The following is a 23,744-nucleotide window of genomic DNA, read 5'->3' as shown; positions in this document are numbered from 1 at the left end:
TTAGAGCAGCCCGCGCTGACGGGCCGCGGCGGCGGCCTGGGTGCGGGTGGAGGCGTCGAGTTTGCCGAGGATGTTGGACACGTGCACGCTGACCGTCTTCTGGGCGATGAACAGGCGTTGCGCGATCTCCCGGTTGGTCAGCCCCTCGGCCACGAGGCGCAGCACCTCGATCTCCCGGGCCGTCAGGCCCCCGTCCGCTTGCCCGCCAGCGAAGCGGGCTCTCCTGCCGAACTCCGCCAGGGCGTTTTCCAGCGGCACGGCGCGTAGTTTGCCGGCCGTCTCTCTGGCCAGCTCCCACTCCGCCTGGGCGCCGTCGCGATCACCGGCCGCCAGCAGGGCTTCGGCGAGCCGCCAGCGGGCTCGGGCCGTCTCGTAGACGAAGCCGAAGTCGAAGGCCGTCACCACTCCACGCCACAGGTCGGGGTCGAGCCGCCCGTGGACCCGGTGCCACTCGGCTTCGGCCCGCAGGGCCCAGGCCTGGCCTTCGGGGCCCAGACGGCTGCCCTGCCCTGCCGTGCCGTGGGTGACGGCGAACCGGGCCCGTTCGGCCAGGTCGTCGGCTCCCTCCGTGATCCCGAGGTCCGCGAGTGCCCACAGCCCGATGGCGGCGATGCGCAGAGTGCCGGGCTCGCCAGGGACCAATTCGTCGAGCGTGGCGCGTACGTGGTCGAGGGCGGCGGCCGGGTCGCCCTTCCAGAGGGCGTGCTCGGCGGCCAGCCCGCGCGAGATGTAGGAGGCGAGTGTGTCGGACCAGAACGGGCGCAGCCATTCGAGGCGGCTCTCGACGGCCGGCAGCCCTCGGCCCACCTCCAGGAACAGCGCGAAGGACGAGAGCACGGCCTCGGGAGAGGTGCCCACGCGGGCGCCGAAGGACGCGGCCACGGCCTCCGCCTGATCCCAGTCGCCGGACACGTAGTAGATCAGGAAGCGAAGGAAGCGCAGGTCGGTGCCGTAGGTGCTCCACTTGAGCCCGCTCTCGAAGGCCAGTTGGACGCCCTCGTCGGCGGCAGCCGCCGCATGGTGGAGCGCCCCCTCCTCGAAGTGAATCCGGGCGTGGTGGAACCGGGCTCGCAGGTCCAGCGCGAGATCTCCGGTGCTCTCGGTGAGCGCGACGCTGAGGAGGTCGTGGGCCCGGGCTAGGTCGCCTCGGGCTTCGGCGTGGATGGTCAGCGTGAGCAGTGCGCCAACCTCGGCGTCGCGGGCTCCGGCGGCGCGGGCGGTGTCGAGGGCGCGGTGGGCGAGTTGCTCGCCTTCGGTGTGGCGGGGGCTCCAGTTGAGGGTGCGGGCGTGGGTGGCCAGGGCGCGGGCCAGGTCAGCCTGGCCGGTGGCGGTGGCGACGGCTCGCTCGGCGACTTCGATGGCCCTTTCCTGGTCGTCCAGCTCGATCAGGTAGTAGGCGAGGCGCTCGCTGACCTCACTGGTCTGGGGCAGGGCGCGGAGCTGGGTGACGGCCCGGTGCTTGTCGCCGCTGTCGGCGGCCATGACGGCGCTGCGGAAGGCCAGCCGGACGCGGCTCTCACCGGCCAGCGAGGCGGCGTCGTCCACGCGCTCCCACAGGCCGAGCGCCTGGTCGTAGTGGCTGTGCGCCTCCGCCGGCGCGCCGAGCCGCTCGGCCAGCCGGCCGGCTTGGACCGAGGCGGCGAGGGCGCCGGCCAGGTCGTGGCCGGCCAGGTGGTGGTGGGCCAGCTCGGCGGGTGAGGTGAGCAGCCGGGCGAAGGCGGCGTGCAGCCGGGTGCGTTCGCCTGGCAGCAGGTCGGTATAGACGGCCTCCTGCAGCAGGGCGTGGCGGAAGGTGTAGCCGTAGCCGGTGACGCGGAGCAGGCCGCGGGAGACGATCTCGCGGACGGCCTCCTCGAAGGCGTCGAGCGGCAGGCCGGAGACCTCGCGCAGCAGGTCGTCCTCGACGCGCCGGCCGGCCACGGCGGCGGCCCGGAGCACCCGCTGCCCGGGTTCGGACAGCACTTCTACACGCGACATCAGCAGGCTGGCGAGGCCGTCGGGCAGGCTGTCGCCCTCGGCGAGGGCGGCGTAGAGCTCTTCGGCGTAGAAGGGGTTGCCGTCGGCGCGGGCGACGATCTCACCCAGCTCCCCGGCCTCGATCTCGCCCATGGTCGCCACGTAGTCGGACATCTCGCCGGTGTCGAGCGGGCCGAGGTCGATCGAGGTCACCGTGGGCAGGCGCTTGAGCTCGGCCAGCACGGGCCGCAGCGGGTGGCGGCGGTGGATGTCGTCGGTGCGGTAGGTGCCGACCACGCACACCTGCTCGGTCTGGACCATCCGGCTGAGGAAGACCAGCAGGTCACGGCTGGACCGGTCGGCCCAGTGGAGGTCTTCGATGACGAACAGCACCGGCTGCAGGTCGGCCAGCAGCCCGAGCAGCGAGCCGAACAGCCGCTGCTGGGTGAGCCCCGACGAGGGGACGGTCTCCACACCGGGCAGCAGCTGACCGAGCATGGGGTGGGCGGCGACCGCCTCGCGCACCGCGGGCTCGGCGCCGCGCAGCGCGTCGGCCAGCGGGAGGTAGGGCAGGGTGTCGCCGAGCTCGGCGCACTGGCCGGCCAGCACGTGGAAGCCGCGCTCGCGGGCCCGGCCGGCCAGCTCGGTCACCAGTCTGGTCTTGCCGATGCCGGCGTCGCCGCCGACCAGGGCGACTCCCGCCGTGCCCGCGACGGCGGACTCGAGCACCCGCACGAGTCTCTCCAGCTCGGCGCCACGCCCGACGAGAAGACCATCCACGCCCGCAACTATCCCATGTTCCACCGACATTCCCATTGGTCCACGAACAAAGGCGTGGATTGGCTCTGATGACCGGACCAAAGCCGTTCTACGCTGAGGATTCATGATCTCCTGGTCGACGTTCGTGCCGTTCATGGCCGCCTCGCTGGCGCTGGTGCTGATCCCTGGCCCCAACCATCTCTACATCGCCGCCCGGGGTCTCACGCAGGGCAGGCCGGCGGCGCTGGCGAGTGCGTTCGGGGTGGAGGCGGGCACGCTGGTGCACATCGCGGCCGCCGCCGGGGGGCTGTCCTACCTGATCACGACATCGGCGACGCTGTTCGCGATCGTCAAGTGGGCGGGCGTCGGCTACCTCGTCTACCTGGGGATCCGCGCCTTCACCACCAAGCAGCCGGTCCGGGCCGAGACGCTGAAGCCGCAGCCGCTGCGCGCGGTCTTCCTGGAGGGCGTGGTGGTGAACGTGCTCAATCCCAAGGTCATGCTGTTCTTCCTGGCGTTCCTGCCGCAGTTCGTGGACCCGGCCGCCGGGTCGGCCGCGCTGCAGATCGTGCTGCTCGGGGTCACGCTGCTGCTGCTCGGCCTGCTGTCCGACATCGCGTACGCGCTCACGGCCGGCACCCTGGGCAGCCGGCTGGCGGGCGGGGCGAAGGCGCTGCGCTACTTCAGCGGCGTGGCCTACCTGGGGATGGGCGTCCTCGCCGCGTTCACCGGGAGAAAATGACCACATGGCGCCGAGGAAGCAGCAGGAGATCTTCGACGCGACGCTGTGGCTCGTCGCGGAGAAGGGCTATGACGGGCTGACCGTGGAGGGTGTGGCCGAGCGGTCCGGCGTCAACAAGACGACGATCTACCGCTGGTGGCCGTCGAAGGCGGCGCTGCTCGGGGCGGCGCTGGTGGAGGCCGACGTGCTGGGGTTCGAGCCGCCTGACACGGGCAGCCTGCGGGGCGACCTGGTCGCGCTGGTCGAGGGCGTCCGGCGGCTGCTCACCGAGCCTCCCGCCAGTGACATCGCGGTGGCCGCGCTCGGCGCCGCCGTCCGCCATCCCGAGCTCGACGGGCGACGCTTCTTCATCGACCGGTTCGTACGCGAGCGTCAGATCTTCGAGCGAGCCGTGCGGCGCGGCGAGCTGGCCGAGTCGGTGGACCCGATGCTGGTCGTCGACCTGCTGGCCGGGGTGGTGTGGGTCAGGGCGGTGTTCCGGGGACTGCCGGTCCCCGACGGGTTCGCGGCCGAGGCGGTGTCGGCGGTCCTGGACGGCGTGGGGGCCGGCTGACCCGGGGTCTCAGAGCACTTCGGCGAGGGCTGTGGGGATGCGGTCGAGGACGGGATGCGGCACCAGGCCGTAGGCGTAGAAGTCGATCGCCATCGCCCCGGCCGCCTTCGCTCCGCGTGCCTTGGCGACGAGCCGGTCGGCCGAGTCACTGTCCGGGAAGCCGGGCCGTAACACCGCCCGCACCTCGCGGTCCTTGCCCACGGACCGCAGGTAGGCGCCGACGTCGTCGGCCACCCGGGCCGCGTCACGGGCGTAGGCCAGCACCCCGAACGCGGGCACCAGATCGCCCAGGGCGACCAGGTCGACGCCGAGCTGCCAGGCGTCGTGGGCCGCGAGCCCGGGGGTCGGCAGGCCGTCGGTGTAGCCCTTGACGGCTCCGGTCGAGTCGATGAACACCAGCTTCGACCCCTCGTCGGCCACCACGGACGCGACCTCCGACACCAGCGTGGTCACCGTCTCGGAACGCGCCCGGGCGTAGGCCACCACATCGGGGCCGGCGTAGGCGGTCAGCGCGGCGCGGGTCACCTCGCCCTGCGCGGGAGCGTCGCCGTCGAGCACGCCGCCCACGATCCGGGCGCACTCGTCACGTGCCACCTCGGCGCCCACGCCCAGGTCGGTGGCGCGTCGTATGCAGTAGTCGCAGAAGCAGAGCCCGAAGAGGTAGGCGTCCATCGGCCCCAGCGGCACGAACGACCGCTGCGGCTTGAGCGGCCGGAAGTGCAGCGACTCGGCCACCACGCTGTCGACACCGAGCCGGGCGACGGCGCGGGCCAGGGCGACGGCGTAGTCGCGCACGTCGGGATGGGCCGGGCACAGATCGGTGAGCGAGCCGCGGTCGCCGAAGCAGTCGCGCACGGTCACGTCGGGGTGCCGGCCGCCCAGGGTGGCGTTGCGCAGGAAGACGGTCCAGCCGTGCAGCTTGAGCCCGCGCTCGGTGCAGGCCTCGCGTACGCCGTCGAGGGCGGTGGTATGGCCGGGGATGGGCTTGAGCCGGAGCCCGGCGAACAGCTCGGCGGGCACCGGGAAGTGGGTGCCGTCGTGGCGCACGGTCAGCCGGGACAGTCCGTGGGGGGTGACGTCGCGAGAGGCGTGGTGCACGACGCCGACGGTGATGCCCGCCGCGCCGTAGCCGCTGATCCTGTCGAGCACCCGCTCCACGCCCTCGCCCCGCAGGTCCTCTACGAAGGCGTACACCGAACTGTCCACGAGCCGACCTTACAGTTCTGGTCAGGTGCTCTTGTGCGCCACGAAGTCGATCTCGACGAGGATGTCCAGGAGGTCCGACCCGACCGTGGTGCGTACGGGGTACGGCTTGGTGAAGTAGGACTTGTACACCGCGTCGTAGGCGTCGAAGTCGCGCTTGAGGTGCTGCAGGTGCACGGTCGCCTTGACCACGTCGTCGTAGCCGAGGCCGTGGGCGGCGAGGATGGTGCCGAGGTTGCGCATCACCTGGTGGGTCTGCGAGACCACGTCGTCGCCGACGAGCTCACCGGTCTGCGGGTCGACCCCGGACGCGCCGGAGGTGAAGACGAAGTCACCGACGACCAGTCCCGGGGAGTAGGAGCCTTTGGGGGCGGGACCATTGACGGCCTTCAGTTCCTTCTTCATGGTTTCTCCTCATTAGTCGGAATTCAGAAGTACAGGTGTAGAACGTGCGGGTTTCAGAAGTACGTGGTGATCTCGCCGACCACCCGGTAGTCGCCGTCCACCAGCGGGAGGGTGCGCCACTTGTCGAACGCCGTGCACGGGTGGGAGATGCCGAACGCGAGCAGGTCGCCTGGTTCGACCCTGTCGGCGCGCACCACCGTGTGCTGGTCCTGGATCGCCACGATCGTGACGCCCTCGCGCCTGGGGATGGGCAGCCCCTCGTCGTAGGGGGCGTCGCGCTTGCCCATGCCGACGATCGCCAGGCCCGGCTCGGGGGTGGACAGCACGTGCGCCCAGATCTCGAGCGCGGGCCGCAGTTCGCCCTCCATGCGGTTGAACGGGGTGCGGTCGCGGTAGTAGCCGTCGTCGTGGGCGACGTAGGCGCCGCTGCGCAGCACGATCGTGGCCTGGGTGGCGACGAGCTCGCGGCCGATCACGTCGAACCACTGGCTGCCGCCGACCGACAGAATGGGGTTCCTGACCCTCAGGTGCTCGACCGCGTCCTGCAACCGGCGAAGGTACGCCCGGACCTCCTCGGCGTTCCTCAGCGCCCCTTCGTACCCGGCGACTCCGGCCAGCTCGACGCCGGGCGTCTCCTGGATGTGCCGGACGACGTCGAGCAACTACTCCAGCGACCGGCAACCGGCCCGTCCCCCGTCGTGTCCCAGCTCGGCCAGTACGGTGAACGGCCGGGCCGACGCGTGCCGGGCGAGGATGTCGACGCCCGTCACCGAGTCGGCGAAGCTGAGGAACTCGAAGCCCGGGTCGCGCGCGAGCTCGCCGGCGGCCCATTCCAGCCCGGCCGGGTCGACGACCTGGTTGGCCACCATGACGCGGGCGGCGCCGAAGCCGCGGGCCGCCATGGCCTGCCGCGTGGTGGCCACGGTGAGTCCCCACGCGCCCGCCCCGAGCTGCATGGCGGCGATCTCGCGCGACATGTGCGTCTTGACGTGCGGCGCCAGCTCCATGCCGTGGTCGCGGGCGAAGGCCGCCATGGTGGCGATGTTGTGCTCGAGTGCCTCGCGACGCACGACCATCAGCGGGAAGGCGACCCCTCCCTCGAAGACCGTCCGCTCCGGCGATCCCTGCACGACACCCCCCTTTTGTCGGGTATGACCCTATCGGCCTGATTTGTGATCACGTAGGGCGGAGGGCTCGGCCGGGAGTCGCGCCGGTGGGCTCACCCTCCGCCAGCACCCGTACGCCCGACACCAGCACGTCCTCGACTCCCGTCGCGGGCAGGCGCGGAGCCGCGTAGGTCGCCCGGTCGGCCACCGTGGCGGGGTCGAACACCACCACGTCCGCCGCGAACCCGTCTCGCAACAGCCCCCTGTCCACCAGCCCGAAGCGGCGTGCCGGATGCGAGGCCAGGTGGACCGTGGCCTGCTCCCACGTCCAGTCGCCCAGCTCCCGCACGTGCCGGCCGAGGAAACGGGCGAACGCCCCGAACCCGCGCGGATGCGGGTGCCCGCCCACGTAGATGCCGTCGGAGCCGCCGGTGTGCGACGGGTGGCGCAGCATCCTTCGTACGGACTCCTCCCCTTGTGGGCCCTCGTCGGGGCGGGCCGTCACGCAACCCGCCTCCAGCCGGGTCTCCACGAGCAGGCGGCGGCAGAACTCGGCCGGCGCGACCCCCGCCCGCTCGGCCGCCTCCACCATGCCCAGCCCCTCGGCCCAGGCGAGACCCGGCGCGTGCGAGATCGTCAGCCTCGGCCAGGTCTCCGCCAGCCGCGGCCACCAGGCGTCGAGCTCGCCGGAGCCGAGCATCTCCAGAGCCCGGCCGGTGTCGGCGCCGGGCACCTCGGGCGGCAGCACGACCATCGCCAGGATCGTGTTGCCGCGCAGGTAGGGATAGGTGTCGAAGGTCAGGTCGACGTCCCCTGCGAGCGCGTCCTCCACCAGGGGCAGCAGCACGTCGGCGGGCCCGTGCAGGTGGGAGACGTGCGCGGCCGCACCCGACCGGGTGGCGATCTCCACGACCTCCGCCATGCCCACGCCGGCCTGGGCGCCGTAGGCCCGCATGTGGGTGACGTACGGGCGGCTGACGAGCGGCTCGCAGAGCGCGGCCAGCTCCTCGGCGGAGGCGTAGCGGCCCGGCAGGTATTCGAGCCCGCTCGACAGCCCTGCCGCGCCCTCCGACAGCCCCCGCTCGACGTGAGCGACCATCCGGGCCAGCTCGTCGCGCGTGGGCGCGGCAGAGGAGGGACCCATCACGTCGTAGCGGATCGTGCCGTGCGGGAGCAGGTAGGCGGTGTTGAGCGGGACGGCCCGGTCATAGCCGTCGAGCAGCTCCGCCACGGTCAGCGGGCCCTCGCCGTGCGGCCTGCCGGCCAGCGGGCCGTTGACGGCGGCGAAGTAGCGGGAGGCGTACGCGACGGTCGCGGCGGAGCCCGGGGCGAAGGACAGACCGTCCTGGCCGAGCACGAACGTCGTGACCCCCTGCCGCAGCGCCGCCAGCTGCACCACCGGGTCGAAGACCGCGGCGTCACCGTGGGCGTGGCAGTCGACGAACCCCGGCGCCACGAACCGGCCGCTCGCGTCGATCACCGTCTCCGCCTCGGCGCCGTCGAGGCGGCCCACGGCGGCGATCCGGTCGCCGATGATCGCCAGATCCGCCCGGTACGGCGGAGCGCCGGTCCCGTCGAGCACCCGTCCGCCGCTGATGATCACATCGAAGGCCACCCAAGGATTAAACCCGATCGACCGGCCGGTACGGCTCCACCATCCGCCGTCAGTCCGTGCGGTCCTCGCATTGGACCGACCAGTTGACGGGCCGCTCGGCGAGCAGGTCGCGGGCCTGCTCGCGGGCCAGGTTCCAGCCGTTCCACGGGTCGGGGCGGTGCAGGTCGTTGGCGTGCACCACGTCGGCCAGCACGCAGCTGCGTTGCGGCTCCGGCAGCCGGTCCAGCGCCGGAACGGCCTCGGCGCCCAGGTCTCCCAGGTAGTCGGAGTCGATCTTGGCGATGCCCCGCACCTCCACCTGTGTGCGGGCCACCTGCAGGTCCGGGTTCACCATGGCGAAGGCGCCCAGCCCGATCGCGGTGACCAGCACCACGGTACGCGGCAGCCAGCCGGAGCCACGGCCCGCCAGGCGTACCGCTCCGGCGAGCAGCACCAGCGCGAACACCACGCCCAGCCACCAGACCGTCGCCTGCACCGACAGGCGGAGCCGCGACAGCCCGTACGCGTCGGTGTAGAGATCCATCCGGTGCAGGGCCGAAGCCAGCACGACCATGGTCAGCGCGCACAGCACGCCGAGCTGCCCGGCCAGCAGCCAGCGCTCGCGGTTGGAGGTCCTGAGGATGCCGCTGGCGACCGCGACGATGCCGAGCACGAACACACTCACCACGACGAGCTGGAAGAAGCCCTGGCGAGCGTATTCGGCGTAGGTGAGCCCGGCCGTCTCCAGCACCCAGGCGTTGCCGCCGAACAGCGCGGTGATCTGCACCGCGACGAACGCGACGAACAGCAGGTTGACCGCCGTGAGCGGCAGCAGCCAGATGGCCCGGCTCACGACGACCTTGATCTCGGGCGCCACGGGGTCGGAGACCGGCCTGATCGCCACCAGCACCACGGCCGCCAGCACCACCGCGCCGACCGCGAACAGGAAGATCCGCATCGGCAGGGACTCCGCCCAGTCGGGCGTGGTGGTCAGGCGTTCCACGTAGGAGGCGAACACCGCGTCGGCCGACGTGAACAGCAGCCCGAACACCAGCAGCAGCACGGTCGTGATGCCCAGCGCCACCAGCGTCGGCATGACTCGGTGCCTGGACTTCACGTTCTTCATCGGTTTGGCCAGGAACCACGGCACGGGCCCGAGCGCCAGCAGCACCGACACGCCGCCCCTGATCACCCCCAGCCAGCCGAGCCCGGCCCCCGACACCGCCAGGGCGGCCAGCCCGAACCCCGCCACGACGAGCAGGCTGACCAACCAGTCCGCGTCCCTGACCGCGGCCATCGAGATCAGCCAGTACGCCAGCACCCCGAACCCCAGCGTCCACGGCGTCATCCGCCGCAGCACCGCCGGCAGCGCAGCCGCGCCCAGCACCATCGCGACCAGCACCAGCCCCAGCCCGGCCTCCGCGTCGGGCAGCGCCACCGCCGTGAAAACCCCTGCCCCGGCCGCCGCCGGCAACAGCCAGCGCGGGGTCTCGGGCAGTTCCGGCCGTGGGAACAGCGGCGGCGGCACGTACGGTGGCGGCGGTTGCCGCGGCCCGAACGCCTGCGCGGGGTGCGGCGCGCCAGGTATCGCCGGGGTCCCACCCGACCCTTGGTACGTCTCGCCCTGGTACGGCGGTCTCGGGTAGGTCTCGCCCTGATACGGCCCGCCCTGATAGGGCCCGGTCTGACCCTGGTGCGGCCCGCCCTGGCCCTGGCCCTGGTGTGGCGCCGGTCGGCGGCCGGAGCCCACGCCGATGGACATGCCGATGGCGCCGACGAGCGCGGTGCAGAGCACGAGCGTGATGAACGCCGCCCCGTCGCCCACGGTGACACTCACGAACACGGCGGCGAACATGCCACCCAGGAAGCCGATGAGCAGCCCGATGATGGTCCCGCCCACTATCCGCGCCAGCCTCGGCCCGGACTCGGCCGCCGGCCGCGCCGCCTCTCCAGGCTCCGCCCGGGATTGCGCCCCCCTCGGCTCCCCCGCCTCCGCCACAGCCCCCGCCGCCGGCACCGCCTCCGCTACCGGCCACGCCACCGCTACCGGCACCGCCTCCGGCACCGGCCACACCACCGGCGCGGCCACGGCGGTGTCCAGCGGGCCGGCGATCGCCGCCGTGGCGGTCTCGACGCTCCCGTCGAGCGCGCCCACGGAGCCGGTCGGGCCAAGCTCGCGCGCCACGACTCCCTTACCGGCCGTACCGACACCGGCCACGTCCTCCCGACCGGCCGCGCCGGTGCCGGGGCCGGGGTCAGTGCCCGCGCCGGTGCCGGGGCCGGTGAGAGGGTCGGCCGCGTCCTCCGGGCCGGTGCCGGACGCCTGGGCACCCGTGACCGCCGGGGTCGGCGTGCCCCGTTCACCTGCCGCGTCCGCCTGAGGGCCGGACGCCGGCGCGCCCGCAACCGGCGTCAGCGTGGGGGTGGCGGGAAGGCCGGACTCCACCTGCCGTCCCTCTAATGGCTCGTTCGCCATCATCGTCCTCCCTGGTAGTTCGACGATCATGCGGCACCCCGCGCAGTCGTCGATGCGGATCGAACCGCCGTGCAGTTCGACGATCTCCTTCACGATGGCCAGCCCCAGCCCCGCTCCCCCGCCGTCGGCGGCGCGGCCGGTGTCGAGCCGGGAGAAGCGCTCGAACACGCGGTTCCGGGCCGAGACGGGAATGCCGGGCCCCTGGTCCGCGACGGTGATCTGGACGCCGTTCTCCGTCGGGGCGGCCGACACGGTGACCACGCCACCGGGCCGGCTGTGCCGTACGGCGTTGTCGAGCAGGTTGGCCATCACCTGGGCGAGCAGGTCGGGGTCGGCGCGGACGACGAGGCGGCCGGGGACCGCCGCGGCGAGCCGGACGTCCTCGCGCGCGAGCGCGCTCTCCCGCACCGCCTGGACGAGCAGCGGCGCGAGCTCGATCGCCTCGGGCTCGATCAGCCGGACGCCGGAGTCGAGCCGCGACAGGTCGAGCAGTTGCGCGACGAGCCGGCCGAGGCGTTCGGTCTGGGCGAGCGCGGTGCGCATGGTGACGGGATCGGGCGCGGAGACGCCGTCCACGACGTTCTCCAGCACGGCCCGCAGCCCGGTGATGGGCGTGCGGAGCTCGTGGCTGACGTTGGCGACGAGCTCGCGCCGCTGCCGGTCGACCTCGCCGAGATCGGCGGCCATCGCGTTGAACGCCCTGGCCAGCTCGCCGACCTCGTCGCGTGAGGTGGCGCGGACGCGCAGCGTGTAGCGGCCCTTGGCGATGGTCTGGGCGGCGCGGGCCATCTCGCGCAGCGGCTTGGTCATGCCCATGGCGAGCACCTGCACCATGATCAGGGCGAGCACCACGGCGACGGCGATCCTGACGTCTCGGGTGAACCCGGAGTAGATGCCGACCTCGTTGATGACGAACGCGGTGCCGACGGCCAGCACGATCACGATGCCGAGCTTGACCTTGATCCGGCCGAGGAAGTCGAGCGGTCTCATGGCCGTACCAGGGCGTAACCGACTCCGTGGACGGTGCGTACGACGTCGGAGCCGAGCTTGCGGCGCAGCGCGCGCACGTGGCTGTCGACGGTCCTGGTGGCGGCGGCCTCGGAGAAGCCCCACACGTCGGACAGCAGCCGGTCGCGCTCGAACACCTGGCCGGGCCGCTCGGCGAGGCGGCGCAGCAGGTCGAACTCGGTCCTGGTGAGCTGCGCCTCCGTGCCGCGCACGAACACCCGGCGGGCCGCGGTGTCGATCTCCACCTCGCCCACGCGGAGCACGGTGTCCTCGGCGGCCAGCTGGGCGGCCCGCTCGACCCGCCGCAGCAGCGCGTGGATCCGCGCCACCAGCTCGCGCATGCTGAACGGCTTGGCGAGATAGTCGTCGGCGCCGACGCCGAGCCCGACGAGCACGTCGGTCTCCTCGCCGAGCGCGGTGAGCATGAGCACCGGCACCGGCCGGGCCGCCTGCATCCGGCGGCACACCTCCAGCCCGTCGAGGCCCGGCAGCAGCCGGTCCAGGATCACCAGGTCGGGCTCCGCCCTGCCGTACTCGGTCAGGGCGGTCTCGCCGTCGCCGGCCACCCGGACGTCGAACCCCTCCGCCGCCAGCCTGTCGCGTACGGCCCGGGCGATGGTCTCGTCGTCCTCGACCAGGAGGACGCGTCGCTGCTCTGCCACGGACGAAAGCCTAGAAGTGCCCCGTGCAGACGGCACTCCCCTAACCGTGCACATCCGGTGCAGACTTGGGCGAGTGAATACTGCCGAATATCTCCGCCGTCTCGGCCTTCCCGGCCTGCTCAACACCCCGCCCTCGGCCGAGAGCCTGCGGGCCCTGCATATCGCGCACGTCGAGCGGGTGCCGTACGAGGTGCTGGAGATCTGGCTGGGCCGCACGACGACCGTCGACCCGCTGGAGTCGGCCGAACGCATCCTGCGGGGGCGCGGCGGCTACTGCTACCACCTGAACGGCGCGTTCTCCCGGCTGGCCATGGAGCTGGGGTACGAGGTGACCCGGCACGTGGGAGGCGCGCAGATGCGGGATGGCGAGCCCGGCGTCAGCGGCAACCACCTGGTGCTCACCGCGCGCGGGCTCCCGTCCGACGACAACCCGGGCGGCGAGTGGCTGGTGGACCTCGGGCTCGGCGACGGCCTGCACGAGCCGCTCCCGCTGGTCGAGGGGACGTACCGGCAGGGCCCGTTCGGGTACGGGCTGCGGCCGTCGGAGGTGGCGCCGGGGGGATGGCGGTTCGACCATGACCCGGGCGGCTCGTTCGAGGGCATGGATTTCGGCCTGGCACCTGCGGACATGTCGGCCTTCGCGGAGATGCATGAGCACCTGAGCACTTCGCCGGAGTCCGGCTTCGTCCGCGTCGCCACCGTGCAGCGGCGCGACGCCTCGGGGGTGGACATCCTGCGCGGGCTCAAGCTGTCGCGCCTCGGCAACGGCAGCCACTCGGTCACGCTTGACTCGGCCCGCGATTATTATGCGGCGCTGGCCGACGTGTTCGGGCTGCCGCTCGACGACGTGCCCGCCGAGGAGAAGGACGCGCTGTTCGGCAGGCTGTACGACGCGCACGAGGACTGGCTGGCGGGGACGCCGGCCTGACGCCTCCTGTCAGGGAAAATGCGGAACGTGAGTCTCGTGACGTTCATCCATGGCTTGCCCGGAAAGAGGCCGCTATCGTGCACCTCGGGATGGGAAAGACCACGAAACTCGCAGGGCGCTATCGGCTGCTGGACCCCCTGGGCGGTGGGGTCGCACGACCGGCCTTCGACGAGCTGGAGCACCGCGACGTGACGGTCAAAGCTGTGCACGTGCCGCCCGAGCTGCGCGACGCCGCGGTGCTCCACGCGCGGCGGGCCATCGGGCTGCGCCACGCCTCGATCGTCGGCGTGCTCGACGTGGTGGTCGAGCAGGGCGAGCCGTGGCTGGTCACGGAGTCCGTCACGGGCACCTCCCTGGAGCAGGCCGTGCTGTCGCGCCACCCGCTGCCCGTCCTGCAGGCCGCGCGGGTGGGCGTCTGCGTGCTCTCGGCGCTGCTGGCCGCGCACGCCGAGGGGATCGTGCACGGGCGGGTCAACCCGGCCAACGTGCTGCTCACCTCGACCGGCCGGGCACTGCTCTCGGGGTTCGGGTTCCCGGATCCCGGCCTGTGGCCCGCCTCCGACCTGTGGTCGCTGGCCGCCACGCTGCACTTCGCCGTGGAGGGCCGGCCGCCAGGCCCGGCGCCCGTCGCGGGCGCCGATCCGCTGCGGTCGCTGATCCGGGCGATGCTCGATCCGGCGGGACCGCCGGCCCCCGAGGTGGTGGCCGAGACGCTCGACCGGCTCGCCCTCGACCGCTCCCTCGACCAGGTGATCGCATCCTCCGGGCCGGTGCCGATCGGCCAGGTGATCGCGGTCGGGCTGGCCGTCCTCGACCAGCTGGCCGCGATCCACTCCCGCGGCAGGCACCACGGCGCCGTGCATCCGGGGATGGTCCTGCTGCCGGCGGGCGGCGCTCCCGCGCGGCTGCGCTCGGCACGGGTGGCGGGGCCTGCGATGCCCGACTACACAGCGCCGGAGGGTGTCCCGAGCCGGGCCGCCGACCTGTGGTCGCTGGGCGCCACGTTGTTCGCGGCCGTCGAGGGGCGGCCGCCCGCCCCCGGCGCCCCGCTGACCAGGGCGGGCACGCTGGCTCCGGTGTTGTTCCGGCTGCTGTCGGGAGACCCGGCCCAGCGGGGTGACCTGGAGGAGCTGCGCCGGGAACTGCTGGCGGTCAGCGCCGAGGCCGAGGGGCTGACGGCCGGCTCCGGATAACGCAACGGTTGAGATACATCGCGTACGGAACCGTGTCAGCGCCCCACTCGTTTGACCGGCGACGCAGAATAGTGAAGAGGCGGGGCGTGCGCCCCGCGTTCGGAGGACGTTGACGATGTCGCCAGTTCAGAAGTACGCCATCGGAGCCGGCGCCGCGGTTCTGCTCTCTCTGATCTTCTTCGGAGCCGGATGGATCACGTTGCTGGTCATTCTCGGCGTGGTCGGCGCCCCCGTTGTCGGTTATCTGATGCTCGACCCGTCGCAGCGCGAGCGGCTCAAGAGATCCCGCAAGCGCGGCATCGGCCGCTGATCCCGGGCGGCGGGGGCCTCAGGCCTCCGCCGGCTGGGCGTTCCGCACCCGCTCGGTGACCTTGCGCTCCACGACGAACGACAGGAACGGCACCGTGCCGCCGAGCATGATGCCCAGCATGTACGGCCAGTTCCAGCGCGCCTTCATGCCCAGGTTCATGACCGCCACCAGGTAGACCATGTAGAGAAATCCATGGATGGGCGCCACGACCTTGGACAGGGTCGCGTTGTCGAAGCCGTACCTGAGCACCATCGCCACGCAGAGGATGAGCAGCATCACGCCGACGACGTAGGCGAGCGCCCGAAAGGGCTTGAGAGCCGATTCCACCGTTTAACCTTCCAGAACCATTTCAGGGGACGTGCGACGGTCCCGATCCGCGCGTACGCCATCGCGTACGAAGTGGAACCACATGAACACGGCGAACCCGGCGAAGATCCACCAGTTGGCGGCGTAGGCCAGGTTGCGCCAGGTGAGGGCGCCGCCGACGACCGGCGGCGCGACCTCGACCTGGGTGAGCGAGCCCGACGGCGGCTGGGCGACGACGAAGCCGTTGCGCACCTGCTCGCCGGCCCACAGGTTGATCAGCTCACCCGTCGACACGGTCTGCACCTGGCCTTCGGGCAGGGCTCCGCCGCGCCGCTGGACGCTGTCGGTGCCCTGCGGCGGCCTGAGCCGGCCCGCCACGGTGACCCTGCCCTCCGGCACCGCGAGGCCCGGGTCGTCGGCCGTGGCCGCCCAGCCGCGCACCACGGGCACCAGCGTGCCGTCGTCGAGCTTGAGCGGCGTGAGCACCCAGTAGCCCTCGTCTCGCGCGACGTTGCCGCCCGGCGCCTCGACGCTGGGCCGCCTGTCGATGACCAGCAGTTGGCGGGCGGCGTCGTAGACGCCCTCGGCGGTGACCTTGCGCGCGACGGAGTCGCTCTCCATCTGCGCGCCCACCTGGGTGAGCGTGGCGACGGCGACGGGCGCGGGGTCGATCGCGCTGTGCGGCTTGCCGGAGTCCTGGAAGACGCCGAGCTGCCAGCGCCCGAGGAGGAGGAACGCGGCGAGGACCCCGATCGTCAGCAGGTGCAACCCCAGCATGCGGGGTGAGAGCAGGGTCCTCAGCATGGTTACAAGCTATCCGGCGATACGGGTGGTCTCGGCATCAACCCGCGGTCTACGAATCACGCGAAGCAGTGCAATTGCGGCATGTGATCCCGCTAGGCTGCTGCCCATGTCCGACCAGCATATAGACCCCGCCGGCAACACCCAGCAGTTCCGCGCGTTCGCGCAGCAGTCCGAGCAGGAGGAGGCGGCGACGCCCAAGAGGTCGCCCCTTCTGCCGATCATCGCCGTCGTGCTCGCGATCGCGATCGTCGGTGTGGGCGTCTTCCTGCTCCTGCGCTGACCAGGCCTGACAGCGTGCCGACGGCTACGGCTCTCGGCGCTTTTCGTGTTTCCCGGCGGAGCCATACCGACTGGTCGGTGTGAGGTGTTTCACTGCGAATGGAACCTGGACCGGACGCCGGACGCGGATTACATTGGACATCGCGTCCAATAATTCGGGTGCGGAGGAGGAGCCGTGGCTGAGCCAGGCATAGTGATCATCGGTTCCGGCTTCGCCGGGATCGGCATGGCGATCAAGCTCAAAGAGGCCGGCTACCACGACTTCGTCATCCTGGAGAAGGCCACGGACCTCGGCGGCACCTGGCGCGACAACACCTACCCCGGCTGCGCCTGCGACGTGCCGTCGCACATGTACTCCTACTCCTTCGCCCTCAACCCCGACTGGTCACGGATGTTCTCCCCGCAGGAGGAGATCTGGGACTACCTGCGAGCGTGCGTCGACAGATACGGCATCGCCCCCCATCTCAGGTACGGCAAGCGGGTCGTCTCCCTGGAGTACGACGACGGCGACCGGGTGTGGGAGGTGGCCACGGCGGACGGCGAGACCCTGCGGCCACATGCCGTCGTATCCGGCATCGGCGCCCTCCATATCCCGTCATTTCCGGAGATACCGGGGCGGGAGAGCTTCGCGGGCCCGGCCTTCCACTCCGCCGGATGGGACCATGCGGCCGACCTCACCGGCAAGCGCGTGGCCGTGATCGGCACCGGCGCCTCGGCCATCCAGTTCGTCCCCCAGATCGCCCCCAAGGCCGCCAGGCTGACCGTCTTCCAGCGGACACCCCCGTGGATCCATCCCAAGCCCGACTTCGCCGTCCCGCCCCGGATGCGGCGGGCGCTGCGGCTGCCGGGCGCGGCCAGGACGCTGCGTCACGGCCTCTACTGGCTGCTGGAGAGCAGGGCGCTGGGCTTCACCGTGGACCCCCGGCTGATGAAGGTGCATCAGACGCTCGCCCGCCGGCACCTGGAGAGCCAGGTGCCCGACCCCGAGCTGCGCCGCAGGCTGACCCCCGGCTACACGATCGGCTGCAAGCGCATCCTGATCTCCAGCGACTACTATCCGGCGCTGACCCGCGACAACGTCGACCTGGTCACCGACGGCATCGCGGAGATCAGGGAGCACTCGATCGTCGACACGACCGGCGCCGAGCACGAGGTCGACGTGATCGTCTACGGCACCGGCTTCAAGGTCACCGAGTCACTGCAGGATCAGCGGATCGTCGGCAGGAACGGCGTGAAGATCCAGGAGGCCTGGCAGGACGGCATCGAGACCTACTACGGCATCAGCACGGCCGGCTTCCCCAACCTGTTCTTCCTGCTCGGCCCCAACACGGGGCTCGGACACAACTCGGTCGTCTTCATGATCGAGTCGCAGATCCGCTACGTCATGGACTGCCTGCGCCTGCTCTCCAGGACCCGGGCCAGGGCGCTCGACGTCCGGCCGGAGCGGCAGCGGGAGTTCGGCAGGCGGCTGCTCGAACGGCTCGACCCGCTGGTGTGGAACTCCGGAGGCTGTGACTCCTGGTATCTCGACGAGCACGGCGTCAACCGGACGATCTGGCCGGGCTTCACCTTCGAGTACTGGGCGCGCACCCGCAAGGTGAAGCCCGACGCCTACGAGCTCATCTACTAGGTTTCACCACCAGGGCGCTGCCGCCGCCGCGCCTGGTCGGCTCGGCCACGGCCTGGACCCGGTTCCGGCCGACGAACTCCAGCGCGGTCGCCGCCCCGATCTCGGCCGTCAGCGCGAAGCTGTGCTTGCGGGCCTCCAACTCGGCCCGGTGGGCGTCGAGGAACGCCTGCTCGGCCTGCGTCTGCGCGCTGTTGCGCTGGGAGGCCCGCGGCGCGGCGAGCGCCTCGGGCAGGCTCATGCCCCATTCGAAGCGGTTGACCAGGATCTGCAGCACAGTGGTGATGATCGTCGCGCCGCCGGGCGAGCCGACCGCCAGCACCGGCTTGCCGTGCTCGAACACGATCGTGGGCGCCATCGACGAGCGCGGCCGCTTGCCGGGACCGGGCAGGTTCGGGTCGCCCGGAGCCGGGCCGAAGGTGAAGTCGGTCAGCTCGTTGTTGAGCAGGAACCCACGGCCGGGCACCACGATGCCGTTGCCGCCGGTCGACTCGATGGTCAGGTTGTAGGCCACCACGTTGCCCCAGCGGTCGGCGACCACCAGGTGCGTGGTCTCCGGGCCCTCGCCGGCCGTCGGCGTCGAGGCGCCCTTCGGGGCCTCGCAGGACGTGTAACTCCCGTCCGGGTCGCCAGGGGCGGCGGGGTGCGCCATCGCGTGGGTGCCGACCAGGCAGGCGCGTTCCTTGGCGAAGCCGTCGGACAGCAGTTCCTTCAGCGGCACTCCGGGCACGTCCGCGACGTACTTGTTGCGGTCGGCGAAGGCCAGCCGGGACGCCTCCAGGTACTCGTGCAGGCCGAGCTGGGGCAGCGAGTCGAGGATGTTCAGCGCCTCACCCACGGTCGAGCCGCCGGAGGACGGGGGCGCCATGCCGTACACCCGCAGGTTCTGGAAGTCGACGTGCGTGGGCTCGCGCAGCAGGGCGCGATAGGCCCGCAGGTCGGACTGCTCCATGAGACCGGGCCTGACGTTGCGGGTGGCGCCGGGCACGACCGGCGGCTGCTTGACCGTGGCGACGATCTCCTTGCCGAGCTGCCCGCCGTACAACCAGTCGGGGCCGCGCCTGCCCAGCTCGCGATAGGTGGCGGCGAGCTCGGGGTTCCTGAAGACGGAGCCGACGGCCGGTGGCGCGCCGCCCGGCAGGTAGAGGGCGGCGGTGGAGGAGAAGTCCTTGAACCGCGCGCGGTTCTGCTCGGTCTGGGCGGCGAACGTCTGGTCGACGACGAAGCCCTTGGACGCCACCTCGATGGCCGGCTGCAGCGCCTGCTTGAGCGAGATCGTGCCGAACTTGCGCAGCGCCAGGTCCCACTGCGCGACCGCGCCCGGCACCCCCGCCGACAAGCCGCTGGTCACGGCCTCCTCGAACGGGATGCCCTCGAAGGTGGCCGCGTGCATGGCCTTCGGGGCCGTCTCGCGGCCGTCGATCGTGTGGACCTTACGCCGTTCGGCGTCGTAGTAGACGATGAAGCCGCCGCCCGCCAGCCCGGCGGAGTAGGGCTCGGTGACCCCGAGCACCGCGCCGGCGGCGACCGCGGCGTCGATGGCGTTGCCGCCCTTCTTCAGCACGGCGATGGCCGCCTTGCTGGCGTCGAGGTCGACGGTGGCGACCGCGCCGCCCGTCCCCTCGGCGACGGGGACCTTGTGAGGGGGTTCGGCCAGCGCCGGAGGGGCGCCGGCCAGCATGAGGAGGACTGCTGCTGTGGAAACGATCACACTGCGCATGGTGTCCACGATGGACCAGGTACGCCCGTCGCGGTAGGGCCCCCTGCGACATGCGGGGGATGCACTGGTCAGGACGTTGACCTAGCGTGGGTATGTGCGCATGAAGTCCGGATACACCCCATACCTCGCGCTGATCGTCGCGGTCGCCCAGGTGGGGTTGTCCCCTGGTGCGGAGTATGGGCAGCAGGCGCTCAGGGAGCCGCTCACCCCTCTGGCGTACGGGTTGCTGCTGGTCGGTCCGGCGATGCTCGCCGTGTACCGGAAGATTCCACTTATCTCGTCATTTGTTACTTTCGCGGCGACATACGTGTACGTGTGGGGCGGTTACCCGTACGGACCCATCTTCTTCGCCCCGATCACCGCGCTGTTCCTGATGATCATGAACGGCCGGCGGCTGGCCGCGTGGATCCTGGCCGGAGTCACGCTCGCCGTCTTCCTCGTCTACGCCGGGCTCGGCACCTACCAGGGCGGGCTCTGGATCTACCACGCGCTGGCGATCAGCGCGTTCATCCTGGTGTTCATGGTGGCGGCCGAGCTGCTCAGGATCCTGCGCGAGCGCCGCGCCCAGCAGTCGCGGGCGACCCAGGAGGAGACCAGGCGGCAGGCCAGCGAGGAACGACTCACCATGGCCCAGGAGCTGCATGACGTGCTGGCGCACAACATCTCGCTCATCCACGTCCAGGCCTCGACCGCGCTGCACCTCATCGACGACCACCCCGAGCAGGCCCGCACCGCGCTGGCCACGATCAAGATCGCCTCCAAGGAGGTGCTCGGCGAGATGCGCTCGGTGCTGAACGTGCTCCGCGACGGCGCCCCCCGCTCCCCCACCGCCGGGCTCGACCGCCTCGACGAGCTGGCCGAACGCTCCGGCGTGAACGTGACGATCAAACACGCCGGCTGCCGGCCCCTGCCCAGGCCGGTCGAACGCGCCGCCTACCGCATCGTGCAGGAGTCGCTCACCAACGCCGCCCGCCACGCCCCCGGCTCCCAGGTCTTGGTCCGCCTGGAGTACGGCGCGGACGACCTGTCCATCCAGATCAGCGACACCGGCGCGACGTCACCCGCCGTCCACGCGGAGGTGGGCAGCGGCAACGGCATCCCCGGCATGCGCGAACGCGCCTCCGCGCTGGGCGGCTCGCTGGTCGCGGGCCCCTCGGGCAACGGCTTCCAGGTCTCGGCCCGGCTCCCCCTCCCCGAGGAGAACTCTTGATCAACGTGCTGCTCGCCGACGACCAGGCCCTGGTGCGGGCGGGCTTCAAGGCCCTGCTCGACGCCCAGCCCGACATGACCGTGGTCGCCGAGGCCGCCGACGGCGCCGAGGCCGTGCGCCTGTCGCGCGAGCACGGTCCGGACGTGGTGCTGATGGACATCCGGATGCCCGGCACCGACGGCCTCACCGCCACCCGCCAGATGCCCCCGGGCCCGCGCGTCATCATCCTGACCACCTTCGAGCTGGACGAGTACGTCTTCGAGGCCCTGCGCGGCGGTGCCAGCGGCTTCCTGGTGAAGGACACCGAGCCGGCCGAGCTCATCCAGGCGGTGCGCGTGGTGGCCGCCGGCGAGGCCCTCCTCTCCCCGAGCGTGACCCGCCGCCTGATCTCCGAGTACGCCTCCCGCGCCAAGGAGCCGCTGGCCGCCGACGGCCTCGACCGGCTGACCGAACGTGAGCGCGAGGTCCTCACCCTGGTCGGCGCCGGCATGACCAACGACGAGATCGCGGCCAAGCTGTTCATGTCGCCGGCGACGGCCAAGACCCACGTGAGCCGGGCCATGATGAAACTCAACGCCCGCGACCGCGCCCAACTGGTCGTCATCGCCTACGAGTCCGGCCTGGTCAGACCCGGCTGGCTCTGACCTGTCGTTTGGGCCTGCCCGCCATGGGCACGTCGGCGCGGCCGGGGCGTTTGGGGCCGTCTACGGTGGGTGTGCCTGCGGGGCGCGGAGGTGGGTGGGCGCTTGGGGCCGTCTACGGTGGGTGGGCGCTTGGGCCCGCGGAGACGGGTGCGCGCTTGGGCCCGCGGAGACGGGTGCGCGTTCCGGCCGACCGCGATTGCCTTGGGTCTGGTGATTTTGGCCTTCGGCCTTGTTTCGGGCGCGGGGGTACTTGGCACGGTCTTAAGTCGGCCGGAACGCCCACCCGCCTCCGCTTCACTGCCCCCGCCGTCCTGCCTGCCCACCGCAGAACGGGCCGGGCTTCGACGCCTTCCTGCTCGCCGACGCTGAAGCACCTGTTTGCGCCCCTTGGCCTGCTCGCCGTAGCTGAAGCCCGAACTTTCCGGCACAGCGCGGGCTGGGCACACTCTGGACATGTGGGAGCCGGGCAGGCCGATCAAGTATCTGGTCGAGGAGACGGCGGGCTAGCTGTAAATCGGTTGTCCGGGGGCGAAGCGGGATGGCACGGTCGAACGATGGGGAGATCGTTCGAGGAACTGGTGGCCGAGGCCGAGACTGTGTCGGTCGACGGGTGGGACTTCTCCTGGCTCGACGGACGAGCGAGCGAGGAACGCCCCTCCTGGGGGTACGCACGGCTGCTCGGTGAGCGGATGGCCGAGGCGACGGCCGCACTCGACATCCAGACCGGCGGCGGCGAGATCCTGGCCGGGCTCCCGAAGCTCCCGCCGGTGACCGTCGCCACCGAATCGTGGCCGCCCAATCTCAAGCTGGCCGCCGCCAGGCTGCGTGAGAGAGGGGGCGCGGTCGTGGCCGACGACGAGGAGCCGCGCCTGCCCTTCCGGACAGACGCCTTCGACCTGGTGTCCAGCCGCCACCCGGTGCGTACGTGGTGGACGGAGATCGCCCGCGTGCTCCGCCCTGGCGGCACGTACTTCTCCCAACAGGTCGGCCGGCGCAGCGTCTTCGAGCTGGCGGAGTTCTTCCTGGGTCCGCTGGACGGCTCGGCCCGCGACCCGGAGCAGGCCCGGCGCGAGGCGGAGGCGGCCGGCCTGACCGTCGTCGACCTGCGAGCCGAACGGCTCCGAATGGAGTTCCACGACGTGGGCACGGTGATCTACTTCCTGCGCAAGGTGATCTGGATCGTGCCCGGCTTCTCCGTCGACCGCTACCGCACGGAGCTGCGCGATCTGCACGACCGCCTCCAAACTGACGGCCCGTTCGTCGCCCACTCCGCCCGCTTCCTCATCGAGGCGAAGGCCGCTCCGAAACTGAAATGATCATTCCGGGCGATCACCGCAAGGCGCCTTAGCTCGGTGGACGAATCACCGGAGGCCGATCAGGCGGCTACCTGTCTTCGGCGGCCAACGCCGAAGATCGGCCAACGAGGCGGAGCATGGCGCGGTGGAATTCCGCTCGTTCGGCATCGGTCCAGCCCGAGGTGAGTGTGACGAAGATCGATTCCTGCCAGGAGTGCGCCGCCTCCAGGAGGGCGAACCCCGCGTCGGTCAGGCTGACGGCGCGGCGCCGGGCGTCCGCGGGCGCCGGGTGTGTCACGAGGTAGCCCTGCTCGGCGGCGTGTGCCACCATCCGTGACGCCCCGGACTGGTCGATGGCCAACTCGGAGGCCAGGTCGTTGACGGTCACCTGCGGCTGAGCCCTCAGCGCGTAGACCGCTTCGGCGACCTGGACGTCCCTGCCTCGCTCGGCCAGCCTGCCGTCGGTGTTCCAGCGGCGCGACCAGTGCCGTACGAACTGGAAGAGCGCCTGCCCCGCCTCTGCCTCGTTCTGAGCCGTGCGCGGCAACTCGGTCGCGACCAGCTCAGCATGGACGCGGGCGAACTCGAGGGCCGCGTGCAGGTCGGGAAACCGCAGTGCGGCGGATACCTGGTCGCCGGTGACACGGAAGACGGTCGCCACACACGTCCATCCGGCGCCTTGGGGCCAGCGCGCGTCCTGCTCGACGACCATCACTCTGTCGCTGATCGGATGCCACGACGTCGCGCGCAACTCGATGCCCGACCGCATGACCCAGTCGATGAACTCGTCCGGGGTGATGGGCCCAGCTCCCTTCGGCCCGCTGACAACGGTCGGATCGCACACGACCAGCCGTGCCGCAGCCGGATCCTTACTGTTGACGGCCGCATGCCAGCGCTCAATGGCCACTTGAGTGAGCCCAGAAGTACTCATCGGCCCACTATATGCGTTTCGCATACATTAGGC

22 protein-coding genes are annotated in these 23,744 nt (G+C 71.5%); 10 read left to right on the top strand and 12 right to left on the bottom strand.

Annotation, left to right across the window (positions count from 1 at the left end):
• Entirely contained in the window at window positions 1-2,736 is a 2,736-nt protein-coding gene (locus AB0I38_RS08155; RefSeq protein ID WP_358463859.1) for an ATP-binding protein, read from the bottom strand.
• 103 nt (window positions 2,737-2,839) lie between these two features.
• On the opposite strand from AB0I38_RS08155, the gene AB0I38_RS08150 reads away from it, so the two are divergent.
• Both AB0I38_RS08150 and AB0I38_RS08145 read left to right on the top strand, forming a co-directional pair.
• Window positions 2,840-3,457, top strand: a complete 618-nt coding sequence (locus AB0I38_RS08150; RefSeq protein WP_358463856.1) for a LysE family translocator — start codon at window positions 2,840-2,842, stop codon at window positions 3,455-3,457.
• A gap of 4 nt (window positions 3,458-3,461) precedes the next feature.
• Window positions 3,462-4,010 (top strand): TetR/AcrR family transcriptional regulator, encoded by a 549-nt coding sequence (locus AB0I38_RS08145; protein WP_358463853.1) that lies wholly within the window; start codon window positions 3,462-3,464, stop codon window positions 4,008-4,010.
• 9 nt (window positions 4,011-4,019) lie between these two features.
• Here AB0I38_RS08145 and AB0I38_RS08140 read toward each other — a convergent pair whose 3' ends face one another.
• From AB0I38_RS08140 to AB0I38_RS08110, 7 genes are read right to left on the bottom strand one after another with little or no spacing between them, the layout of a single operon-like run.
• The gene (locus tag AB0I38_RS08140) at window positions 4,020-5,216 is read right to left on the bottom strand and encodes a hypothetical protein (protein WP_358463850.1); all 1,197 of its coding nucleotides are present in this window, start codon (window positions 5,214-5,216) and stop codon (window positions 4,020-4,022) included.
• Window positions 5,217-5,237: 21 nt separating this feature from the next.
• Window positions 5,238-5,618, bottom strand: a complete 381-nt coding sequence (locus AB0I38_RS08135) for a RidA family protein (RefSeq protein ID WP_358463847.1) — start codon at window positions 5,616-5,618, stop codon at window positions 5,238-5,240.
• Between the two features lie 53 nt (window positions 5,619-5,671).
• Entirely contained in the window at window positions 5,672-6,280 is a 609-nt protein-coding gene (locus AB0I38_RS08130; protein ID WP_358463844.1) for a hypothetical protein, read from the bottom strand.
• A complete protein-coding gene (locus AB0I38_RS08125) occupies window positions 6,281-6,748 on the bottom strand; it encodes an alanine racemase (protein WP_358463841.1) in 468 nt (155 codons plus the stop codon).
• Between the two features lie 46 nt (window positions 6,749-6,794).
• Window positions 6,795-8,339, bottom strand: coding sequence for an N-acyl-D-amino-acid deacylase family protein (locus AB0I38_RS08120; RefSeq protein WP_358463838.1), 1,545 nt, complete (start codon window positions 8,337-8,339; stop codon window positions 6,795-6,797).
• Between the two features lie 49 nt (window positions 8,340-8,388).
• Window positions 8,389-11,784, bottom strand: coding sequence for a DUF4153 domain-containing protein (locus AB0I38_RS08115; protein WP_358463835.1), 3,396 nt, complete (start codon window positions 11,782-11,784; stop codon window positions 8,389-8,391).
• Window positions 11,781-12,464, bottom strand: coding sequence for a response regulator transcription factor (locus tag AB0I38_RS08110; RefSeq protein WP_358463833.1), 684 nt, complete (start codon window positions 12,462-12,464; stop codon window positions 11,781-11,783). The genes AB0I38_RS08115 and AB0I38_RS08110 overlap by 4 nt, the downstream gene beginning before the upstream one ends.
• A 73-nt stretch (window positions 12,465-12,537) precedes the next feature.
• Between AB0I38_RS08110 and AB0I38_RS08105 the strand changes: the two genes are divergently transcribed.
• The 3 genes from AB0I38_RS08105 to AB0I38_RS08095 all read left to right on the top strand — a co-directional run bounded on the left by AB0I38_RS08105 (window position 12,538) and on the right by AB0I38_RS08095 (window position 14,895).
• The gene (locus AB0I38_RS08105; RefSeq protein WP_358463830.1) at window positions 12,538-13,392 is read left to right on the top strand and encodes an arylamine N-acetyltransferase family protein; all 855 of its coding nucleotides are present in this window, start codon (window positions 12,538-12,540) and stop codon (window positions 13,390-13,392) included.
• An 89-nt stretch (window positions 13,393-13,481) separates the two neighbouring features.
• Window positions 13,482-14,585 (top strand): protein kinase domain-containing protein, encoded by a 1,104-nt coding sequence (locus AB0I38_RS08100; RefSeq protein WP_358463827.1) that lies wholly within the window; start codon window positions 13,482-13,484, stop codon window positions 14,583-14,585.
• Window positions 14,586-14,700: 115 nt separating this feature from the next.
• Complete coding sequence (locus AB0I38_RS08095; protein WP_189124728.1) at window positions 14,701-14,895, top strand: hypothetical protein; 195 nt, start codon at window positions 14,701-14,703, stop codon at window positions 14,893-14,895.
• Between the two features lie 18 nt (window positions 14,896-14,913).
• Here AB0I38_RS08095 and AB0I38_RS08090 read toward each other — a convergent pair whose 3' ends face one another.
• Window positions 14,914-15,222 (bottom strand): DUF3817 domain-containing protein, encoded by a 309-nt coding sequence (locus AB0I38_RS08090; RefSeq protein WP_189124729.1) that lies wholly within the window; start codon window positions 15,220-15,222, stop codon window positions 14,914-14,916.
• A gap of 3 nt (window positions 15,223-15,225) precedes the next feature.
• Entirely contained in the window at window positions 15,226-16,005 is a 780-nt protein-coding gene (locus tag AB0I38_RS08085; RefSeq protein ID WP_358463824.1) for an SURF1 family protein, read from the bottom strand.
• Window positions 16,006-16,111: 106 nt separating this feature from the next.
• Between AB0I38_RS08085 and AB0I38_RS08080 the strand changes: the two genes are divergently transcribed.
• Window positions 16,112-16,285, top strand: a complete 174-nt coding sequence (locus AB0I38_RS08080; protein ID WP_189124731.1) for a hypothetical protein — start codon at window positions 16,112-16,114, stop codon at window positions 16,283-16,285.
• 174 nt (window positions 16,286-16,459) lie between these two features.
• The gene (locus AB0I38_RS08075; protein WP_358463820.1) at window positions 16,460-17,914 is read left to right on the top strand and encodes a flavin-containing monooxygenase; all 1,455 of its coding nucleotides are present in this window, start codon (window positions 16,460-16,462) and stop codon (window positions 17,912-17,914) included.
• Here the strand turns inward: AB0I38_RS08075 and ggt are convergent.
• Complete coding sequence (ggt, locus tag AB0I38_RS08070) at window positions 17,904-19,631, bottom strand: gamma-glutamyltransferase (protein WP_436838727.1); 1,728 nt, start codon at window positions 19,629-19,631, stop codon at window positions 17,904-17,906. The two genes, AB0I38_RS08075 and ggt, sit on opposite strands and share 11 nt — an antisense overlap.
• Before the next feature lie 100 nt (window positions 19,632-19,731).
• On the opposite strand from ggt, the gene AB0I38_RS08065 reads away from it, so the two are divergent.
• The 3 genes from AB0I38_RS08065 (at window position 19,732) to AB0I38_RS08055 (ending at window position 22,801) form a co-directional block, all read left to right on the top strand.
• Window positions 19,732-20,841, top strand: coding sequence for a sensor histidine kinase (locus AB0I38_RS08065; protein ID WP_358464155.1), 1,110 nt, complete (start codon window positions 19,732-19,734; stop codon window positions 20,839-20,841).
• Window positions 20,838-21,485, top strand: coding sequence for a response regulator transcription factor (locus tag AB0I38_RS08060; RefSeq protein WP_358463814.1), 648 nt, complete (start codon window positions 20,838-20,840; stop codon window positions 21,483-21,485). Before AB0I38_RS08065 ends, AB0I38_RS08060 begins: the two co-directional genes overlap by 4 nt.
• 554 nt (window positions 21,486-22,039) lie before the next feature.
• Complete coding sequence (locus AB0I38_RS08055) at window positions 22,040-22,801, top strand: class I SAM-dependent methyltransferase (protein WP_358463811.1); 762 nt, start codon at window positions 22,040-22,042, stop codon at window positions 22,799-22,801.
• 67 nt (window positions 22,802-22,868) lie between these two features.
• Here AB0I38_RS08055 and AB0I38_RS08050 read toward each other — a convergent pair whose 3' ends face one another.
• Window positions 22,869-23,711 (bottom strand): MarR family winged helix-turn-helix transcriptional regulator, encoded by an 843-nt coding sequence (locus tag AB0I38_RS08050; protein ID WP_358463808.1) that lies wholly within the window; start codon window positions 23,709-23,711, stop codon window positions 22,869-22,871.
• Window positions 23,712-23,744: the final 33 nt, after the last annotated feature.

Source organism: Nonomuraea cavernae (genome assembly GCF_040655715.1).
GTDB classification, from domain to species: domain Bacteria; phylum Actinomycetota; class Actinomycetes; order Streptosporangiales; family Streptosporangiaceae; genus Nonomuraea; species Nonomuraea cavernae_A.
This window is presented reverse-complemented; position numbering and strand designations above follow the sequence as displayed.